Origin of the sequence: Halomonas sp. NO4 (assembly GCF_010994375.1) — a bacterium.
Classification (GTDB): domain Bacteria; phylum Pseudomonadota; class Gammaproteobacteria; order Pseudomonadales; family Halomonadaceae; genus Halomonas.
The window spans coordinates 1-16,196 of sequence record NZ_WHMA01000029.1 but is presented as its reverse complement, the minus strand read 5'-3'; the positions used below and the strand labels follow the sequence as shown (position 1 = coordinate 16,196).

The 16,196-nt window shown below is 67.3% G+C and carries 15 protein-coding genes and 1 pseudogene; 15 read left to right on the top strand and 1 reads right to left on the bottom strand.

All coding sequences use genetic code 11. The features are described from left to right. Positions 1 to 45: 45 nt before the first annotated feature. On the top strand, positions 46 to 1,890 hold the full coding sequence (ilvD, locus tag FEF15_RS15420) for a dihydroxy-acid dehydratase (protein WP_163560062.1): 1,845 nt from the start codon (positions 46 to 48) through the stop codon (positions 1,888 to 1,890). Between the two features lie 28 nt (positions 1,891 to 1,918). Next, on the top strand, positions 1,919 to 3,016 hold the full coding sequence (locus tag FEF15_RS15415; RefSeq protein WP_163560061.1) for an oxidoreductase: 1,098 nt from the start codon (positions 1,919 to 1,921) through the stop codon (positions 3,014 to 3,016). A gap of 44 nt (positions 3,017 to 3,060) precedes the next feature. On the opposite strand, the gene nudE is transcribed toward FEF15_RS15415, so the two are convergent. Beyond that, complete coding sequence (nudE, locus tag FEF15_RS15410; protein WP_163560060.1) at positions 3,061 to 3,648, bottom strand: ADP compounds hydrolase NudE; 588 nt, start codon at positions 3,646 to 3,648, stop codon at positions 3,061 to 3,063. Between the two features lie 77 nt (positions 3,649 to 3,725). Between nudE and yrfG the strand changes: the two genes are divergently transcribed. The 13 genes and pseudogenes from yrfG to FEF15_RS15345 form a co-directional block, all read left to right on the top strand. Further along, complete coding sequence (gene yrfG, locus FEF15_RS15405) at positions 3,726 to 4,436, top strand: GMP/IMP nucleotidase (RefSeq protein WP_163560059.1); 711 nt, start codon at positions 3,726 to 3,728, stop codon at positions 4,434 to 4,436. Beyond that, on the top strand, positions 4,429 to 4,821 hold the full coding sequence (hslR, locus tag FEF15_RS15400) for a ribosome-associated heat shock protein Hsp15 (protein WP_163560058.1): 393 nt from the start codon (positions 4,429 to 4,431) through the stop codon (positions 4,819 to 4,821). The genes yrfG and hslR overlap by 8 nt, the downstream gene beginning before the upstream one ends. A gap of 90 nt (positions 4,822 to 4,911) precedes the next feature. Beyond that, positions 4,912 to 5,148, top strand: coding sequence for a type II toxin-antitoxin system prevent-host-death family antitoxin (locus tag FEF15_RS15395; RefSeq protein WP_163560057.1), 237 nt, complete (start codon positions 4,912 to 4,914; stop codon positions 5,146 to 5,148). Next, complete coding sequence (locus FEF15_RS15390) at positions 5,149 to 5,574, top strand: type II toxin-antitoxin system VapC family toxin (RefSeq protein WP_163560056.1); 426 nt, start codon at positions 5,149 to 5,151, stop codon at positions 5,572 to 5,574. Between the two features lie 108 nt (positions 5,575 to 5,682). Next, the gene (hslO, locus tag FEF15_RS15385) at positions 5,683 to 6,558 is read left to right on the top strand and encodes an Hsp33 family molecular chaperone HslO (RefSeq protein WP_163560055.1); all 876 of its coding nucleotides are present in this window, start codon (positions 5,683 to 5,685) and stop codon (positions 6,556 to 6,558) included. A 271-nt stretch (positions 6,559 to 6,829) separates the two neighbouring features. After that, positions 6,830 to 8,386, top strand: coding sequence for a phosphoenolpyruvate carboxykinase (locus FEF15_RS15380; protein WP_163560054.1), 1,557 nt, complete (start codon positions 6,830 to 6,832; stop codon positions 8,384 to 8,386). 121 nt (positions 8,387 to 8,507) lie between these two features. After that, a complete protein-coding gene (gene msrB, locus FEF15_RS15375) occupies positions 8,508 to 9,005 on the top strand; it encodes a peptide-methionine (R)-S-oxide reductase MsrB (protein WP_163560053.1) in 498 nt (165 codons plus the stop codon). A gap of 78 nt (positions 9,006 to 9,083) precedes the next feature. Next, positions 9,084 to 11,438 carry a Tex family protein gene (locus FEF15_RS15370; RefSeq protein ID WP_163560052.1) on the top strand — a complete coding sequence of 785 codons (2,355 nt, stop codon included), beginning with the start codon at positions 9,084 to 9,086 and terminating at the stop codon, positions 11,436 to 11,438. A 111-nt stretch (positions 11,439 to 11,549) separates the two neighbouring features. After that, complete coding sequence (gene gshA, locus FEF15_RS15365) at positions 11,550 to 13,199, top strand: glutamate--cysteine ligase (protein WP_163560051.1); 1,650 nt, start codon at positions 11,550 to 11,552, stop codon at positions 13,197 to 13,199. Further along, the gene (locus tag FEF15_RS15360; RefSeq protein WP_163560081.1) at positions 13,199 to 13,765 is read left to right on the top strand and encodes a disulfide bond formation protein B; all 567 of its coding nucleotides are present in this window, start codon (positions 13,199 to 13,201) and stop codon (positions 13,763 to 13,765) included. The genes gshA and FEF15_RS15360 overlap by 1 nt, the downstream gene beginning before the upstream one ends. Positions 13,766 to 13,843: 78 nt before the next feature. After that, the gene (rsd, locus tag FEF15_RS15355) at positions 13,844 to 14,341 is read left to right on the top strand and encodes a sigma D regulator (protein WP_163560050.1); all 498 of its coding nucleotides are present in this window, start codon (positions 13,844 to 13,846) and stop codon (positions 14,339 to 14,341) included. Positions 14,342 to 14,509: 168 nt separating this feature from the next. Next, the gene (locus FEF15_RS15350; RefSeq protein ID WP_163560049.1) at positions 14,510 to 15,487 is read left to right on the top strand and encodes a malate dehydrogenase; all 978 of its coding nucleotides are present in this window, start codon (positions 14,510 to 14,512) and stop codon (positions 15,485 to 15,487) included. Between the two features lie 191 nt (positions 15,488 to 15,678). Next, a pseudogene (locus FEF15_RS15345) lies at positions 15,679 to 16,196 on the top strand (type II toxin-antitoxin system HipA family toxin); the annotation flags it as partial.

Here is a 16,196-nt window from a genome sequence, read left to right as displayed (position 1 = left end):
CCTCGGATGGATGAAAACGGCGTGACAGAGCACAAAGAGGACACCATGCCCGAATACCGTTCCCGCACCACCACCGCCGGCCGCAACATGGCCGGCGCCCGCGCCCTGTGGCGCGCCACCGGCATGAAGGACGACGACTTCCACAAGCCGATCGTCGCCGTGGCCAACTCCTTCACCCAGTTCGTGCCCGGGCACGTGCACCTGAAGGACATGGGGCAGCTGGTGGCCCGCGAGATCGAGAAGGCGGGCGGGGTGGCCAAGGAGTTCAACACCATCGCCGTGGACGACGGCATCGCCATGGGCCACGACGGCATGCTCTACTCGCTGCCGAGCCGTGACATCATCGCCGACAGCGTCGAGTACATGGTCAATGCCCACTGCGCCGACGCCCTGGTGTGCATCTCCAACTGCGACAAGATCACCCCGGGAATGCTGATGGCCGCCATGCGCCTCAACATTCCGGTGATCTTCGTCTCCGGCGGCCCCATGGAGGCGGGCAAGACCAAGCTGCTCGACCACGGCCTCGACCTGGTCGACGCCATGGTGATGGCCGCCGACGACAGCGTCGACGACGCCACCCTCGCCGAAGTCGAGCGCAGCGCCTGTCCTACCTGCGGCAGCTGCTCGGGCATGTTCACTGCCAACTCCATGAACTGCCTCACCGAGGCGCTGGGCCTGGCGCTGCCGGGCAATGGCACGGTGCTCGCCACCCACGCCGACCGCCGCCGCCTGTTCGAGACCGCCGGGCACCGTATCGTCGAGCTCGCCAAGCGCGTCTACGAAGGCGACGAGGCGCACCTCTTGCCGCGTGCCATCGGCTCCAAGGCCGCGTTCAAGAACGCCATGACGCTGGACATCGCCATGGGCGGTTCCACCAACACCATCCTGCACCTGCTGGCCGCCGCCCAGGAGGCCGAGATCGACTTCACCATGGCCGATATCGATCGCCTGTCGCGGGAAGTGCCCCAGCTTTGCAAGGTGGCGCCCAACACCCAGAAGTACCATATCGAGGACGTCCACCGCGCCGGCGGCATCATGGCGATCCTCGGCGAGCTCGACCGCGCCGGCGTGCTGGATACCCGGGTGCCCACCGTCTACGGCGACAGCCTCAAGGCGGCGCTCGACGAGTGGGACATCATGCGAAGCCCCAGCCCCGAGGTGGTGGAGTTTTTCAAGGCCGGCCCCGGTGGCATCCCCACTCAGACCGCCTTCTCCCAGAGCGCCCGCTGGCCGAGCCTCGACGGCGACCGCGCCACCGGCTGCATCCGCGACCTCGAGCACGCCTTCTCGAAGGAGGGCGGCCTGGCGGTGCTCCATGGCAACATCGCCCGCGACGGCTGCGTGGTGAAGACCGCCGGCGTCGACGACTCGATCCTGGTTTTCGAGGGGCCAGCCCACGTGGTGGAGTCCCAGGACCAGGCGGTGGAGCACATCCTCGGCGGCCAGGTGAAGGAGGGCGAGGTGGTCGTCATCCGCTACGAGGGCCCCAAGGGCGGCCCCGGCATGCAGGAGATGCTCTACCCCACCTCGTATCTGAAGTCCCGGGGGCTCGGCAAGGCGTGCGCGCTGCTCACCGACGGGCGCTTCTCCGGTGGCACCTCGGGGCTCTCCATCGGCCACGTCTCGCCCGAAGCGGCGGCAGGCGGCGCCATCGGCCTGGTCGAGAGCGGCGATGTGATCCGCATCGACATTCCCAATCGCCGCATCGACGTCCAGCTTACCGACAACGAGTTGGCGGCACGTCGCGAAGCGATGGAAGCCAAGGGGAAAGACGCCTGGAAACCAAGCATCCAGCGCGTGCGCCAGGTCTCGGCGGCGCTCAAGGCCTATGCGTTGCTCGCCACCTCCGCCGACAAGGGCGCGGTGCGCGACCTCTCCAAGCTTGATTGAGATTCGACGGCAGGGAAGCAATCATCACATGAAGAAGCAGACCTACGGCGTCGGCCTCGTCGGATTCGGCGCTGCCGGCCGCCATTTCCATGCGCCGCTGATCCAGGCCACGCCAGGCCTGGAGCTGCTGGCGGTAGCCAGCAGCCGTCCCGATGCCGTCCACGAGGCGTTGCCCGAGGTGGACGTGGTCGCCAAGGCAGCGGCGCTGTTCGCCCGGGCCGACATCGACCTGGTGGTGATCGCCACGCCCAACGAGACCCACTTCCCGCTGGGCAAGGCGGCGCTCAACGCCGGCAAGCACCTGGTGATCGACAAGCCCTTCACCGTCTCGGTGCCCGAGGCGCGCCTGCTCAAGACTCAGGCCGAAAAGGCCGAGCGCCTGCTCAGCGTCTTTCACAATCGGCGTTGGGACAGTGATTGTCTGACCCTGCAGGGCCTGCTCGAGGCGCGCACCCTGGGACGGCCCGTGTCGCTGGAGCTGCGCTTCGACCGCTTCCGGCCGCGGGTCACCGATCGCTGGCGTGATCATCAACAGCCGGGCAGCGGCATCTGGTACGACCTGGGGGCTCACCTGCTCGACCAGGTGCATACCCTGTTCGGCATGCCCAAGGCGATCCTGCTGGAGCTGGCCGCAGTGCGCGAGGGGGCGAAGATCGACGACGACTTCCTGGCCCTGCTCGAGTACGAGAACCTGCGCATCACCCTGCAGGCCAGTTCACTGGTCGCCGAGACCACGCCGCGCATGGCGCTGCACGGGACCCGTGGCAGCTTCGTCAAGCACGGTGCTGACCCCCAGGAGCGCTGGCTGCGCGAAGGGCAAGCACCGACAGCGGCCTGGGGAGTGGATGAGCGTCCCGGCGAGCTGATTCTCGACGAGGGCGAGGAGGGCAGTGTCGCCCTGGTGCGCCACCCCCATCCCGCCGTGCCCGGCGACTACCTGGCCTACTATGCCGGCATCGTCGATGCTCTGGCGGGGCAGGGACCGCCGCCGGTCACCGCCGACGAGGCGCTGGCGGTGATGACTCTGCTCGAGGCCGGCCTCGACAGCTATCGCCAGGCACGCTGGATCCGCCTGCGCGAGGAGGGCGGGCCGCGCCATCTGCACGCCCATGCCCACGCCCGCTGAGTGCCATCACTCCCGCGCTCTTGACCCACGCGCTTGGCTCGGTGCTACCAGGTCAGCGGCGACTCGCTTGCCTGGCGCTGGCGCAGGGTGTCGCGGGCGATGAAGAGCGCGGCGATGGCGCGCGCCTCGTGGAAGTCCTCGCGCATCAGCAGGGCTGGCAGTTCTTCCAGGGCATGGGTCTCGACGATCAGCGGCTCGGGCTCGTCGCCGGTGAGTCGTCGGGGGTAGAGGTCGGTGGCCAGCAGCACCTGCATGCGGTGGCGCATGTAGTTGGGTGCGAGCGACAGTTCCACCAGCGGCTCGAGGTGGCGGGCACCGAAGCCGCACTCCTCCATGAGCTCGCGGTTGCCGGCACTGATCATGTCTTCGCCGGGGTCGACCAGCCCCTTGGGCAGCGTCAGGACGTAGTCCTCGAAGCCGGCGGCGTACTCGCGGATGAGCAACACGTGGTCGGGGTCGGGCATGGCGACGATCATCACCGCGCCATGGTCGCTGCCGGTCAGCCGTTCGAAGGTGCGCTCGGCGCCGTTGGCGAAGCGCAGCTCCAGCGATTCGACATGGAACAGCCGACTTTTCGCCACCGACTGGCAGGAGAGCACCTGGGGCTTGCGGGGCCAGGAAGACTCGGGCATGGGAACTCCGTTTCTGCGACTTGGGCTGGGTGCTACACTACCACGCTTCCCCTGGACTGCCGCCACCCGGAGTGTTCATGATCGACTGGCGCGCCATCGACACCGTCCTGCTGGACATGGACGGCACCCTGCTGGACCTGCATTTCGACAGCCACTTCTGGCTCGACCACCTGCCGCGCCGCTACGTGGAGCTGCATCGCCTGGACGCGGCCACCCAGGAGCGTGTCCGCGCGCGCATCATCCGTGAGCAAGGCACCCTGAACTGGTACAGCCTGGCCTACTGGAGCCGCGAACTGGGCGTCGACGTCCTGGCCCTCAAGCGCGAGGTCCAGCACCTGATCGGCCTGCGCAGCGACGCCCTGGACTTCCTACGGTGGCTCAAGCGTGCCCATCCGCGGGTGGTGCTCGCCACCAATGCCGACCGTGAGAGCCTGGCGCTCAAGTTGCCGCTGACCGGCCTGGAGAGCTACCTGGACGCCATCGTCTCCTCGGCGGACCTCGGCGTGCCCAAGGAGGCCCAGGAGTTCTGGTTCGCTCTGCAGGAGGTCGAGCCCTTCGACCCGGCGCGCACCCTGTTCATCGACGACAACGTCGCCGTGCTGGAGAGCGCGCGCGAGTTCGGGATCCGCCATCTGCTGGGGATCAAGCAGCCCGACAGCAAGCGCCCCGAGAAGGAGCTCGAGGAGTTCATCGCCCTGGACCGGTTCGCCGCCATCCTGCCGCAGCAGCTGCCGGCCGACGCGCGCCGCGATGCCGGCCGGGAAGGCGAGGGGCAGGACCATGGATAGCGTGCGCCTCGACAAGTGGCTGTGGGCGGCGCGCTTCTTCAAGACCCGCCAGCTGGCCAAGAAGGCCATCGAGGGCGGCAAGGTGCACTACAACGGTGGACGCGCCAAGACCAGCAAGGTGGTGGAAGTGGGCGCGCGAATCCGGGTGCCCCAGGGCTGGGACGTCTGGGAGGTGGAGGTGGTCGCGCTCTCCGACCAGCGCCGCGGGGCGCCCGAGGCACGCGAGCTGTATCGCGAGACACCGGAAAGCAGCGAGCGCCGTGCCCGGGAAGCCGAGGCGCGACGCCTCACCAACCAGGCGATGCAGCATCCCATGAAGCGTCCCGACAAGCGGGAACGCCGCAAGATCAAGCAGTTTCAGCGCGAGCAGGGCGATGACACCTGATCAGCCCACGATCGGCTCGCGCCTCCTCAACTGTCAGTGTTGCCGCAGATGGTGTACATTGCGGATGTACACAAGCTGAGGGCCACCATCGTGCAAACCATCAACGTCCGTGACACCCGCGATCGGTTGGCGAGCCTGCTGGATGCGGTAGCCGCGGGTGAAGAGATCGTCATCTTGCGGCGTGGCCAGCCTGCCGCGAAGCTGGTGGCCGCGACGCCTGCTGAGGTCCGTTTCCCTGATCGACGTACACTGCGCTCCGAGCTGCCCCCCATGCAGGACGCGGCAGCCAAGTCCGTTCGGGCTCTGCGTGATGAGGAGCGCTACTGAATGCTCTATCTCGATACCAGCGCTCTACTACCGTATTACCGTCAGGAAGCCAGTAGCGAGGCGGTACAGGCGTTGCTGGCGCGTCAGGAACGCCCTGTTCTGATCAGTCACCTGACTGAGGTCGAGGTGGCTTCGGCGTTGGCGCGGTGGGTGCGCACCGAGGAGCTTACCGAGCCACAGGCCAATCGGGTGGAGAGTGCCTTTCATGAGGACGTCTCCGCGGGTCGGTTTGTGGTGTGTCCCATTGAGTCCAGCCATTACCAGCGTGCCAGCCACTGGTTATTGGCTCGCAAGACTGCATTGAGAACGCTGGATGCGCTCCATCTGGCCTGTGCAGAAGCCCACCAGGCTGTCGTGATTACGCAGGACGAGGCCTTGATGAGGGCCGCTCTCTACTTTGGGCTAAGCGCAGAGCAACCCGGATAAGACCAAGCGCTTGCCGCGTCAGCAGGGCGATGACGCTCAAATGCAATACGTGCCTGTTCTTGCACGGGCTTGTGCCCACGAACCTCGAAGTCCGAACCGGAATATCTCATGACCGACCAGATCCAACGTTTCCTGTTCGAGCGCACCAACGTGCGCGGCGAGATCGTCACCCTCGAACGGGCCTACGCCGATGTGCTCGATCGCCACGCCTACCCGCCAGCGGTCAATCGCCTGCTGGGCGAACTGCTCGCCGCGGTGGCCCTGCTCACCGATACCGTCAAGCTCGACGGCGTCCTGAGCCTCGAGGTGCGCGGCCAGGGCGCGCTGTCCCTGCTGATGGCCGAGTCCAATCCCGGCGGCGAGCTGCGCGCCATTGCTCGCCTGGACGATGACGCCGAACTGCCGGACGCGCCGAGCGGCTTCCGCGACCTGGTGGGCGATGGCCAGCTCGTCATCACCCTGGACCCGCGCGAGGGCAACCGCTACCAGGGCATCGTGGCGCTCGACCACGACAGCCTGGCCGGCTGCCTCGAGGCCTACTTCGCCCAGTCCGAGCAGCTGCCCACCCGGCTGTGGTTGGCCGCCGACGGCCAGCGGGCCGGCGGGTTGCTGCTGCAGCGTCTGCCCGACGAGTCGCTCAATCAGGACGACGACGCCTGGGCGCGCACCGTGCACCTCGCCGAGACGCTGGGCGGCGACGAGCTGCTGGGCCTGGCCCAGCGCGACCTGCTCTACCGCCTCTATCACGAGGAGCGGGTGCGGGTCTTCGAACCCAAGGCACTGCGCTTCGGTTGCACCTGTTCCCGCGAGCGCATCGCCCAGGCGCTGCTGTCGCTCGGTGCCGAGGAAGTGCGCGACATCGTCGCCGAACAGGGCGCCGTCGAGACCCAGTGTCACTTCTGTCACAGCCGCTATCACTTCGGCGCCGCCGAAGTGGAAGCGCTGCTGCAAGGGGACGACGCCACGCCGCCGACCCTGCACTGAGTGGTCATGTTGCAAAGCATCATTTGCCTTGCGACAACTTGCCGCGATTTGGCATCGATGTAGTAGTAAAACTACAAGAACTTCGGCCAACGGGAGCGTTCCCCACTGGCGAGCTTTTTGCCATAATGGCGCCCGCTTGATCGGCCGATTGCTCTGAAGACAACTCATACAAGATGGCACACATCGCGCGGGGCGATCGGGACACAGACCGCAGTTGGCGTTTTGCACGCCTGGCCCACGAGAGAACCGGCCGCAAGGCCCAGGAAACGACATGACCACACCTCAAGCCGCCCCCCAAGCCCACGTCAACCTCAGCAGCGCCGAACTCATCGAACGCGCGGTGGTGCGCGGTGAAGGCCGTCTGGCCGCCAACGGTGCCCTGGTGGTGAACACCGGCGAGCGCACCGGTCGCTCCCCCAGGGATCGCTTCATCGTCGATGAGCCGTCGACCAGCGGCCAGATTGACTGGGGCAGCGTCAACCGGCCCTTCGATGCCGAGAAGTTCGACGCCCTGTGGGCGCGTGTGGAGGACTATCTGCTGGGCGGCGAGCATTTCGTGTCCGAACTGCACGTGGGCAGCGACCCGGTTCACTACCTGCCGGTGCGGGTGACCACCGAGACCGCCTGGCACAACCTCTTCGGGCGCACCATGTTCGTGCGGCCCACGTCCTACAACCCGGCCACCAAGACGGAGTGGGCGATCCTCAACGCGCCCTTCTTCGAGTGCGACCCGGCCCGCGACGGTACCAGCTCCAACGGCACGGTGATCATCAACTTCGCCCAGAAGAAGGTGTTGATCGCCGGCATGCGCTACGCGGGCGAAATGAAGAAGGCGATGTTCTCGGTGCAGAACTTCCTGCTGCCGGCCGCCGACGTGCTGCCCATGCACTGCAGCGCCAACGTGGGCGAGGATGGCGAGACCACGCTCTTCTTCGGCCTCTCCGGCACCGGCAAGACCACGCTCTCCGCCGACCCCTCGCGCTACCTGATCGGCGACGACGAGCACGGCTGGGGTCCGGGCACGGTCTTCAACATCGAGGGGGGCTGCTACGCCAAGTGCATCGACCTCTCCGAGAAGAACGAGCCGGTGATCTGGAAGGCCATCACCTTCGGCGCCGTGCTGGAGAACGTGGTGCTCGACGACCGCCGCGAGCCCGACTTCGCCGACGACAGCCTCACCCAGAACTCGCGGGCCGCCTATCCGCTGGAGCACGTCGACAAGCGCGTGGTCGAGAACCGCGCCGGCGAGCCCAATGCCATCATCTTCCTGACCTGCGATATGAGCGGTGTGCTGCCGCCGGTCTCGGTACTCTCCAAGGAGGCGGCGGCCTATCACTTCCTGTCCGGCTACACCGCCAAGGTGGGCTCCACCGAGATGGGCTCCTCCGCGGGGCTCGAGGCGACCTTCTCCACCTGCTTCGGCGCTCCCTTCTTCCCGCGCCCGGCCCGCGAATACGCCGACCTGCTGATCAAGCGCGTGGCCGAGAAGGACGCCCAGGTCTACCTGGTCAACACCGGCTGGACCGGCGGCGCCTACGGCGAGGGCGGCTCGCGCTTCGCCATCCCCACCACGCGCGCCATCATCCACGCCATCCAGTCCGGCATGCTGCGTGAGGTCGAGACCCGCCGCATCGAGGGGCTCAACCTGGACGTGCCCACGGCCGTGCCGGGCGTCGATACCCGCCTGCTCGACCCGCGCGAGACCTGGGAGGACAAGGCCGCCTACGATCGCCAACTCGGCGAGCTTGCCGCCAAGTTCGTCGACAACTTCAAGAAGTTCGACGGCGTCAGCGAGGCCATCGTCAAGGCCGGGCCGAGCCTCGTCTGAGGGCATCTCCAAGGTCGAACCGCCGCCGGGATTGGCGGTCATACGGGGGAGGGCACAGGCTCTCCCCCGTTTTCATTGGCGCCCGCGCCACCCCGGGCGGGCGCCCCACAGGAGGTCGACCATGCAACGTCGCCATTTCCTGGGACTGATCGGCGTGACCGGCGCGGCCGGGCTGATCCCCGGCGTGAGTCTGGGGTACGTCCGCATCGACCTGGAGCGGGCCGCGGATATCGAGCCGCTCGAGCTCTCCGAGGCCGAGTGGCGGGAACGCCTCAGTCGCGATGAATTCAGGATCCTGCGCGAGCAGGGCACCGAGGAGCCCTTCTCCAGCCCGCTCAACGACGAGTGGCGCGAGGGCGAGTACCGCTGCGCCGGCTGCGACTTGCTGCTCTTCACCAGTGCCATGAAATTCGAGTCCGGCACCGGCTGGCCGAGCTTCTTCGAGCACGTGGAGGGACACCTGCTTTCGCACCTCGATTTCAGCCTGCTGCTGCCCCGGACCGCCTACTACTGCGCGCGCTGCGGCGGCCACCAGGGCCACATCTTTGACGACGGCCCCGACCCCACAGGCCTTCGCTGGTGCAACAACGGCGTGGCGCTGACGTTTGTCCCGGCGTAGCCGCGTCTCCCGTCTCCCGGCGAAGCCGGGCTTGTGATACCGTGGCGCCTCTTCTGACGCTGCAATTCCAAGGAAGTCATGGACGCCACGACCCGCATCATTGCCCGCCTCGCCGAGGAGCTCGCCGTCCGCCCCCAGCAGGTGTCGGCTACGGTGGAGCTGCTCGACGGCGGCGCCACCGTGCCCTTCATCGCTCGCTACCGCAAGGAGGTGACCGGCGGCCTCGATGACACCCAACTGCGCCAGCTGGACGAGCGCCTGCGCTACCTGCGCGAGCTCGAGGAGCGCCGCGCTGCGGTGCTTGCCGCCATCGACGAGCAGGGCAAGCTGACACCGGAACTCGAAGGCCAGATCCAGGCCGCCGACACCAAGCAGCGCCTGGAAGACCTCTACCTGCCCTACAAGAAGAAGCGCCGCACCAAGGCGCAGATCGCTCGCGAGGCGGGGCTCGAGCCGCTGGCCGATGCGCTGCTGGCCGACCCCATGCTGGACCCCGAAGTCGAGGCGGCCAAGTACCTTCGCGCCGCCGAGGGCGACATCCCCGCCATCGAGGACGCCAAGGCCGCCCTGGACGGTGCAAGACAGATCCTGATGGAGCGCTTCGCCGAGGACCCCGAACTGGTCGGTGCGCTGCGCGAGCGGCTGTGGCGCGAGGGCGAGCTCAGCGCGCGCCTGCTTGAGGGCAAGGAGCACGAGGGTGCCAAGTTCTCCGACTACTTCGAGCACGACGAGACGCTCGCCAAGGTGCCCTCGCACCGCGCGCTGGCCATGTTCCGCGGCCGCAACGAGGGGGTACTGGCCCTGGCCATTCGCCTGCCCGGCGAAGACGAAGCGCCCATCCATCCCGCCCAGGTGGCCATCGCCAGGCATTTCGACATCCGCGACGAGGGCCGGCCCGCCGACAAGTGGCTGCGTGACGTGGTGCGCTGGACCTGGCGCGTCAAGCTCTACACCCACCTCGAGACCGAGCTGATGGGGCGGCTGCGCGAGCGCGCCGAATTGGATGCGATCGACGTCTTCGCCGCCAACCTCAAGGACCTGCTGCTCGCCGCCCCGGCAGGACCGAAGGCGACGCTCGCCATCGACCCGGGCCTGCGCACCGGCTGCAAGGTGGCCGTCGTGGATGCTACGGGGCAGTTCCTCGAACATGCCACCATCTATCCCCACGCCCCGCAGAAGCGCTGGGATGCCTCGCTCGCCGAGCTTGGCAAGCTGGTGGAGAAGCACGATGTGGCGCTGATCGCCGTGGGCAACGGCACGGCGAGCCGCGAGACCGACAAGCTGGCCGGCGAGCTGGTGAAACGGTGCGGGGCGCAGCGCCCTCTGGCCAAGGTGATGGTCAGCGAGGCGGGCGCCTCGGTCTACTCCGCCTCGGAGTACGCGGCCCGCGAGCTGCCCGATCTCGACGTCACCATCCGCGGCGCCGTCTCCATCGCCCGCCGCCTGCAGGACCCGCTGGCCGAGCTGGTCAAGATCGAGCCCAAGTCCATCGGCGTGGGCCAGTACCAGCACGACGTCTCCCAAGTGCAGCTGTCCAGGAGCCTCGAGGCGGTGATCGAGGATTGCGTCAACGCCGTGGGCGTCGACCTCAATACCGCGTCGAGCGCGCTGCTCTCGCGGGTGGCGGGGCTAAGCCCGGCACTGGCCGAGGCCATCGTCGCGCGGCGCAACGCCGAGGGGGCTTTCGCGAGCCGCCGCGAGCTGCTCGACGTCAACCGCCTGGGGCCCAAGACCTTCGAGCAGTGTGCGGGCTTTCTGCGCATCATGGGCGGCGACAATCCGCTCGACGCCAGTGCCGTGCACCCCGAGGCCTACCCGGTAGTGGAGCGCATCGCCAGTCGAAGCGGGCGTCCGCTGGCCAGCCTGATCGGCGACAGTGCCACCTTGAAGGCGGTGAAGCCGGCCGAGTTCGCCGACGAGCGCTTCGGCGTGCCCACCGTGACCGACATCCTCGCCGAGCTCGACAAGCCGGGGCGCGACCCGCGGCCCGAGTTCAAGGCCGCCGAGTTCCGCGAGGGCGTCGAGACGCTCAAGGATCTCGAGCCGGGTATGGTGCTGGAGGGCAGCGTGACCAACGTCACCCACTTCGGCGCCTTCGTCGACATCGGCGTGCATCAGGATGGCCTGGTGCATATCTCGGCGCTCTCCGACCGCTTCGTCGAAGATCCGCGCTCGGTGGTCAAGGCCGGCGACATCGTCAAGGTGAAGGTGATGAGTGTGGACCTGGAACGTGCGCGCATCGGGCTTTCCATGCGGCTCGACGACCAGCCGGGCGAGGAGGGCGACAAGCCCCGGCGCGGCGAGGCGCGCAAGGCCCAGGGCGGCAAGCCGCCGCGCAAGGGCCAGCGTCAGGCGGAGCGTCAGGGCGAGTCGGACGGCCAGCTCGGGGCACTGGGCGCGGCACTGCTGCAGGCGCGCAAGGGCAAGTCTTGAACCCACGGTGTGCGGCGTCATACTTGGCGTCATGATCCTCGGCCGCCTGCGGCGGCCGCTACGCTTTGACCGGCACGCCCCTGGGGGCGGCCAAGACATGGGGTTCTCGCCTTGTCTGATTCACTCACTGCCATCGTTTCGCGTCTCTGCGCCCTGGCACCCCAGCGCCGCTTCGGCGGCCTGCGTCGCGGGGTCGAGAAGGAAGGCTTGCGCGTCGACCGCGAGGGCCGCATCGCGGCGACCCCGCACCCCCGGGTGCTGGGCTCCAAACTGACGCACCCGCACATCACCACCGACTACTCCGAGGCGCTGCTCGAGTACATCACACCGGTCTATTGCCGTCCGGCGGATGCCATGGCGTTTCTCGCCGATCTCCACCGCTTCAGCTACCGCCACCTGGGCGACGAGCTGATCTGGCCGGGCAGCATGCCGGCACGCCTGGACGGCAACGACAGCGTGGCCATCGCCGACTATGGCGTCTCCAATGTGGGCACCATGAAGCAGGTCTATCGCCGCGGGCTGGATGTGCGCTACGGGCGCATCATGCAGGCCATCGCCGGGGTGCACTACAACGTCTCGCTGCCCGACGCGCTGTGGGAAACCTTGCGTGAACTGGACGGCGCCGCGGACACGAACCTGAACGACTACCGCTCGGCGCGCTACTTCGGCCTGATCCGCAACTTTCGGCGCCACAGCTGGCTGCTGCTCTACCTGTTCGGGGCCTCGCCGGCGGTGGATCGCAGCTTCCTGCCGGACGGTAAGATTCCCGACAAGCTCGAAGCCCACGGTCGCCATACCCTGGTCTCGCGCTATGCCACCAGCCTACGCATGTCGGATCTCGGCTACCAGAACAAGGTGCAGGAGCAGCTCAAGATCTGCTTCAACTCGCTCTCCAACTACGTGAACACCCTGCGCCATGCCATCTCCACGCCCTGGCCGGCCTACGAGGCCAAGGGGGTGAACGTCGACGGCGAGTGGCGCCAGCTCAATGCCAACATCCTGCAGATCGAGAACGAGTACTACAGCGACATCCGCCCCAAGCGGGTGGCGCGCCACGACGAGACGCCGAGCCAGGCGCTGGAGGCGCGCGGCGTGGAATACATCGAGGTGCGCTGTCTCGATCTCGATCCCTTCCAGCCGCTGGGTATCGACGCCACCCGCATGCACTTCCTCGACGTCTTCCTGATGTGGTGCCTGCTCGCCGAGAGCCCGTGGATTCCCGACGAGGAGTGCGACCGCCTGGACGACAATCGCCAGCGTGTCGTGGAGCGCGGCCGCGACCCCGAACTGCGCCTGGAGCACGACGGCCGGCAGCGCTCGATCGCCGACTGGGGCGGCGAGATCTTCGCCGAACTCGCCCGGGTTGCCGAGCTCCTTGATCTTGATACGTCAGTGGAGGAGGGCACGCCTCACGCCGATGCCCTGGCACAGCTCGCGCCGAGCCTCGAGGACCCTGCGCTGACGCCCTCCGGGCAACTGCTCGCGCGTCTCGAGTCCCGCGGTGAGGAGTTCGTCGACGCCATGCTCGCCCTGGCCCGCGAGCAGGCGGCACAGCTGCGCGCCGAGCCCATGAATCCGGCCCGCGAGGCGCTCTTCGCCGAGCTGGTGACGACCTCCCATCAGCAGCAGCGCGATATCGAGGCAGCCGACAGCGAGAGCTTCGAGGCCTTCCTCAGCCACTACTTCGCCCGCGCCCGGGAGCCCCGCATGGCGCCTCATGACACCCTGGCTGGCGCCCAGCGCGCAGGAGACGCCTCGTGATGACCCCTCCCTCGCAATGGCGCGTGCGCCAGTGGAGCCTGGCCGGCCTGGCCTTCTGCGTGCTGATGATGGCCGTGGCCCTGTTCCTCGAGCATGGCCTCGGCCTGGAGCCCTGCCCGCTGTGCATCTTCCAGCGCGTCGCCGTGCTCTCGGCGGCGGCTGTGTTCCTGATTGCCGCTCTGCACAATCCGGCCGGTCGGCTGGGTGCCGCCGTCTACGGTGTCCTGTCGCTGGCGGCCGTGCTGGGCGGTGTCGGCGTCGCCTGGCGTCATCTGTGGCTGCAGTCGCTGCCCCCCGACCAGGTGCCGAGCTGCGGTCCCGGCCTGGATTACATGATGGATATCCTGCCCCTGCAGGAGGTGGTTTCCATGGTACTTTCCGGTTCCGGGGAGTGCGCCGAGATCGACTTTCTGTTCCTGGGCATCTCGCTGCCGGGCTGGACGCTGCTGGGCTTTCTGGTGCTGGCGCTGGTGCCGCTCGGGCTGCTGTATCGGGCGGCTCGCCAGGCTGCCCGGGCTCGGCCGGGCACGCGCAGCGGGATTGACAGCGGCCATCGCCTCGGGTGAGTCTGAGCGACATCGGCTGGCAGGTCATCGCGTGCCGAACCGGTCGGGTTCGGAAATCACGTCGCAAGGGAGGTGCCCATGCTCGAGGATTGCAAGAACGCCCAAGAACGCTGGGGTGGGGTTCACCGCCTCATCGACCGGTGGCTCGATGAGCGGCGCGAACTGCTGGTCAGCTTCGTCGACCTCAAGGAGGCCTGCGACGCCGAGATCGAGGCAGTCGAGAAGGTCCAGGTCGACCGCTTCAGCGAGCTGCTGATGGATTACATCAGCGCCGGCCACTTCGAGATCTATCCCCAGTTGAAAGAAGAGGCGCGGGCCTTCGAGGACCACGAGGCCCTGGGCATCGCCGACAAGCTGCTCGAGCGGCTCGACATGTCCACCGAGCTGATGCTCGCCTTCGATGCCGACTACGCCACCCCGGTGCGCTGTCGCCACTACCTGCCACGCCTGCCTGCCTGGCTCGACCGGCTGGCCAGCGGTCTCACCGAGCGTTTCGCCCTGGAAGACCAGCTCATCGCCCGGCTGCATGCGGCCCACATGCCGCGCTCGGCGGAGGAGCACGCCTCCCACTCCTGATCTCGCCCCCTCCGGCGCCTTCCCGGCGGCCTAGCCGCAGGTCGCATTGAGTTTTGTGCACCGCAGGCATACCATCTTGGCGGTTCGATTTCCGGCCAAGGTGGGCGTTGCCCTGCCGGGCCCGTCCTCACGGCGACAATCCGCTCGTTGACAACCCAAGGAGCCACCATGAAAGATCCCGTCCGTATTGCCATTACCGGCGCCGCCGGCCAGATCAGCTACTCGCTGGCGTTCCGCATCGCCTCGGGCGACATGCTGGGCAAGGACCAGCCGGTCATCCTGCAGCTGCTCGAGATTACGCCGGCCATGGACGCCCTCAACGGCGTGGTCATGGAGCTCAACGACTGCGCCTTCCCGCTGGTGCAGGACATCGTCGCCACCGACGACGCCAACGTCGCCTTCAAGGATGCCGATTACGCCCTGCTGGTGGGCGCTCGCCCGCGCGGTCCGGGGATGGAACGCAAGGACCTGCTGGAAGCCAACGCGGCGATCTTCTCCGCCCAGGGCAAGGCGCTCAACGACAACGCCAGCCGTGACGTCAAGGTGCTGGTGGTGGGCAACCCGGCCAACACCAACGCTCTGATCGCCTCCTGCAACGCGCCGGATCTCGACCCGGGCCAGTTCACCGCCATGACCCGCCTGGACCACAACCGCGCCCTGACGCAGCTGGCCCAGAAGACCGGCAAGCACGTCACCGACGTGGAAGGCATGATCATCTGGGGCAACCACAGCGCCACCCAGTACCCCGACATCGCCCACTGCAAGGTGGCCGGCAAGGCCGCGCCCGAGCTGGTCGAGCGCGACTGGTACGAGAGCGACTTCATCCCCACCGTGCAGCAGCGCGGCGCCGCCATCATCAAGGCGCGCGGTGCCTCTTCTGCGGCTTCTGCGGCCTCTTCCGCGATCGATCACATGCGCGACTGGGCGCTGGGCACCGACGGCAAGATCGTCAGCATGGCGATTCCCGCCGACGGCAGCTACGGGATCGAGAAGGGCATCATCTACTCCTACCCGGTGACCTGCCAGGGCGGCCAGTACCAGATCGTTCAGGGCCTCGAGCTCGACGACTTCAGCAAGCAGAAGATGCTGGCCACCGAAGACGAGCTGCGCGAAGAGCGTGCCGCCGTCGAGCACCTGCTGGGTTAAGCATCACGGCAGTGGCATGACAACGCCCCGGTGGGCCGACGCCTGCCGGGGCATTTTTTTCTTCAGTAATGAGTAAAATATTGCTCAAATTCGATGTAATCCTCTCTTTCTGAGCATGATACTTCTCTATAGTGGCGAGCTCCGCTAGAATTTGAGTGATATCTTGCTCATTGATGCTGAGGACCTGGCTCATGCAATTGACCCTGCAGTTGTATCAGGACTGCCGCTGGGTTGATGTGGCCGATCTGGAAATTCCCGAACCTGATCAGGGGGTGCGAGGTCCGGCTACCCTGGCCTATCGGCAGGCCTATGCACTGGAGTGGATGTTTCGCGATGACGAGCATTCCTGCAGCCTGACGCTGCCGGTGGAGCTGATGATGAAGCACCGCGCCGAGCACTGGTTCGGCTTCCTCGAGGACATCATGCCGTCAGGGGCCAGTCGCCGCTATTGGATGAGCCATCTGGGCCTGCAGGATCTACCGTGGGGCCGACAGGACAGCGAGCTTCTGCGCCACGGAACCATTGCGCCGGTGGGCAACCTGCGGATCAAGGAGGCCGTTCCGGTGCTGCCCGAGCGCTCGGGGCTGGCCCGCCGCCGCTTTGCTCTGACCGATGTCGTCGAACGTCAAGCCGATTTCCTCGAGTACGCTCAGCAGAAATCCGCGAGAACCCTCGCCCACTCGGGCGGGGAGGAAAGCGGGGCAGTGCG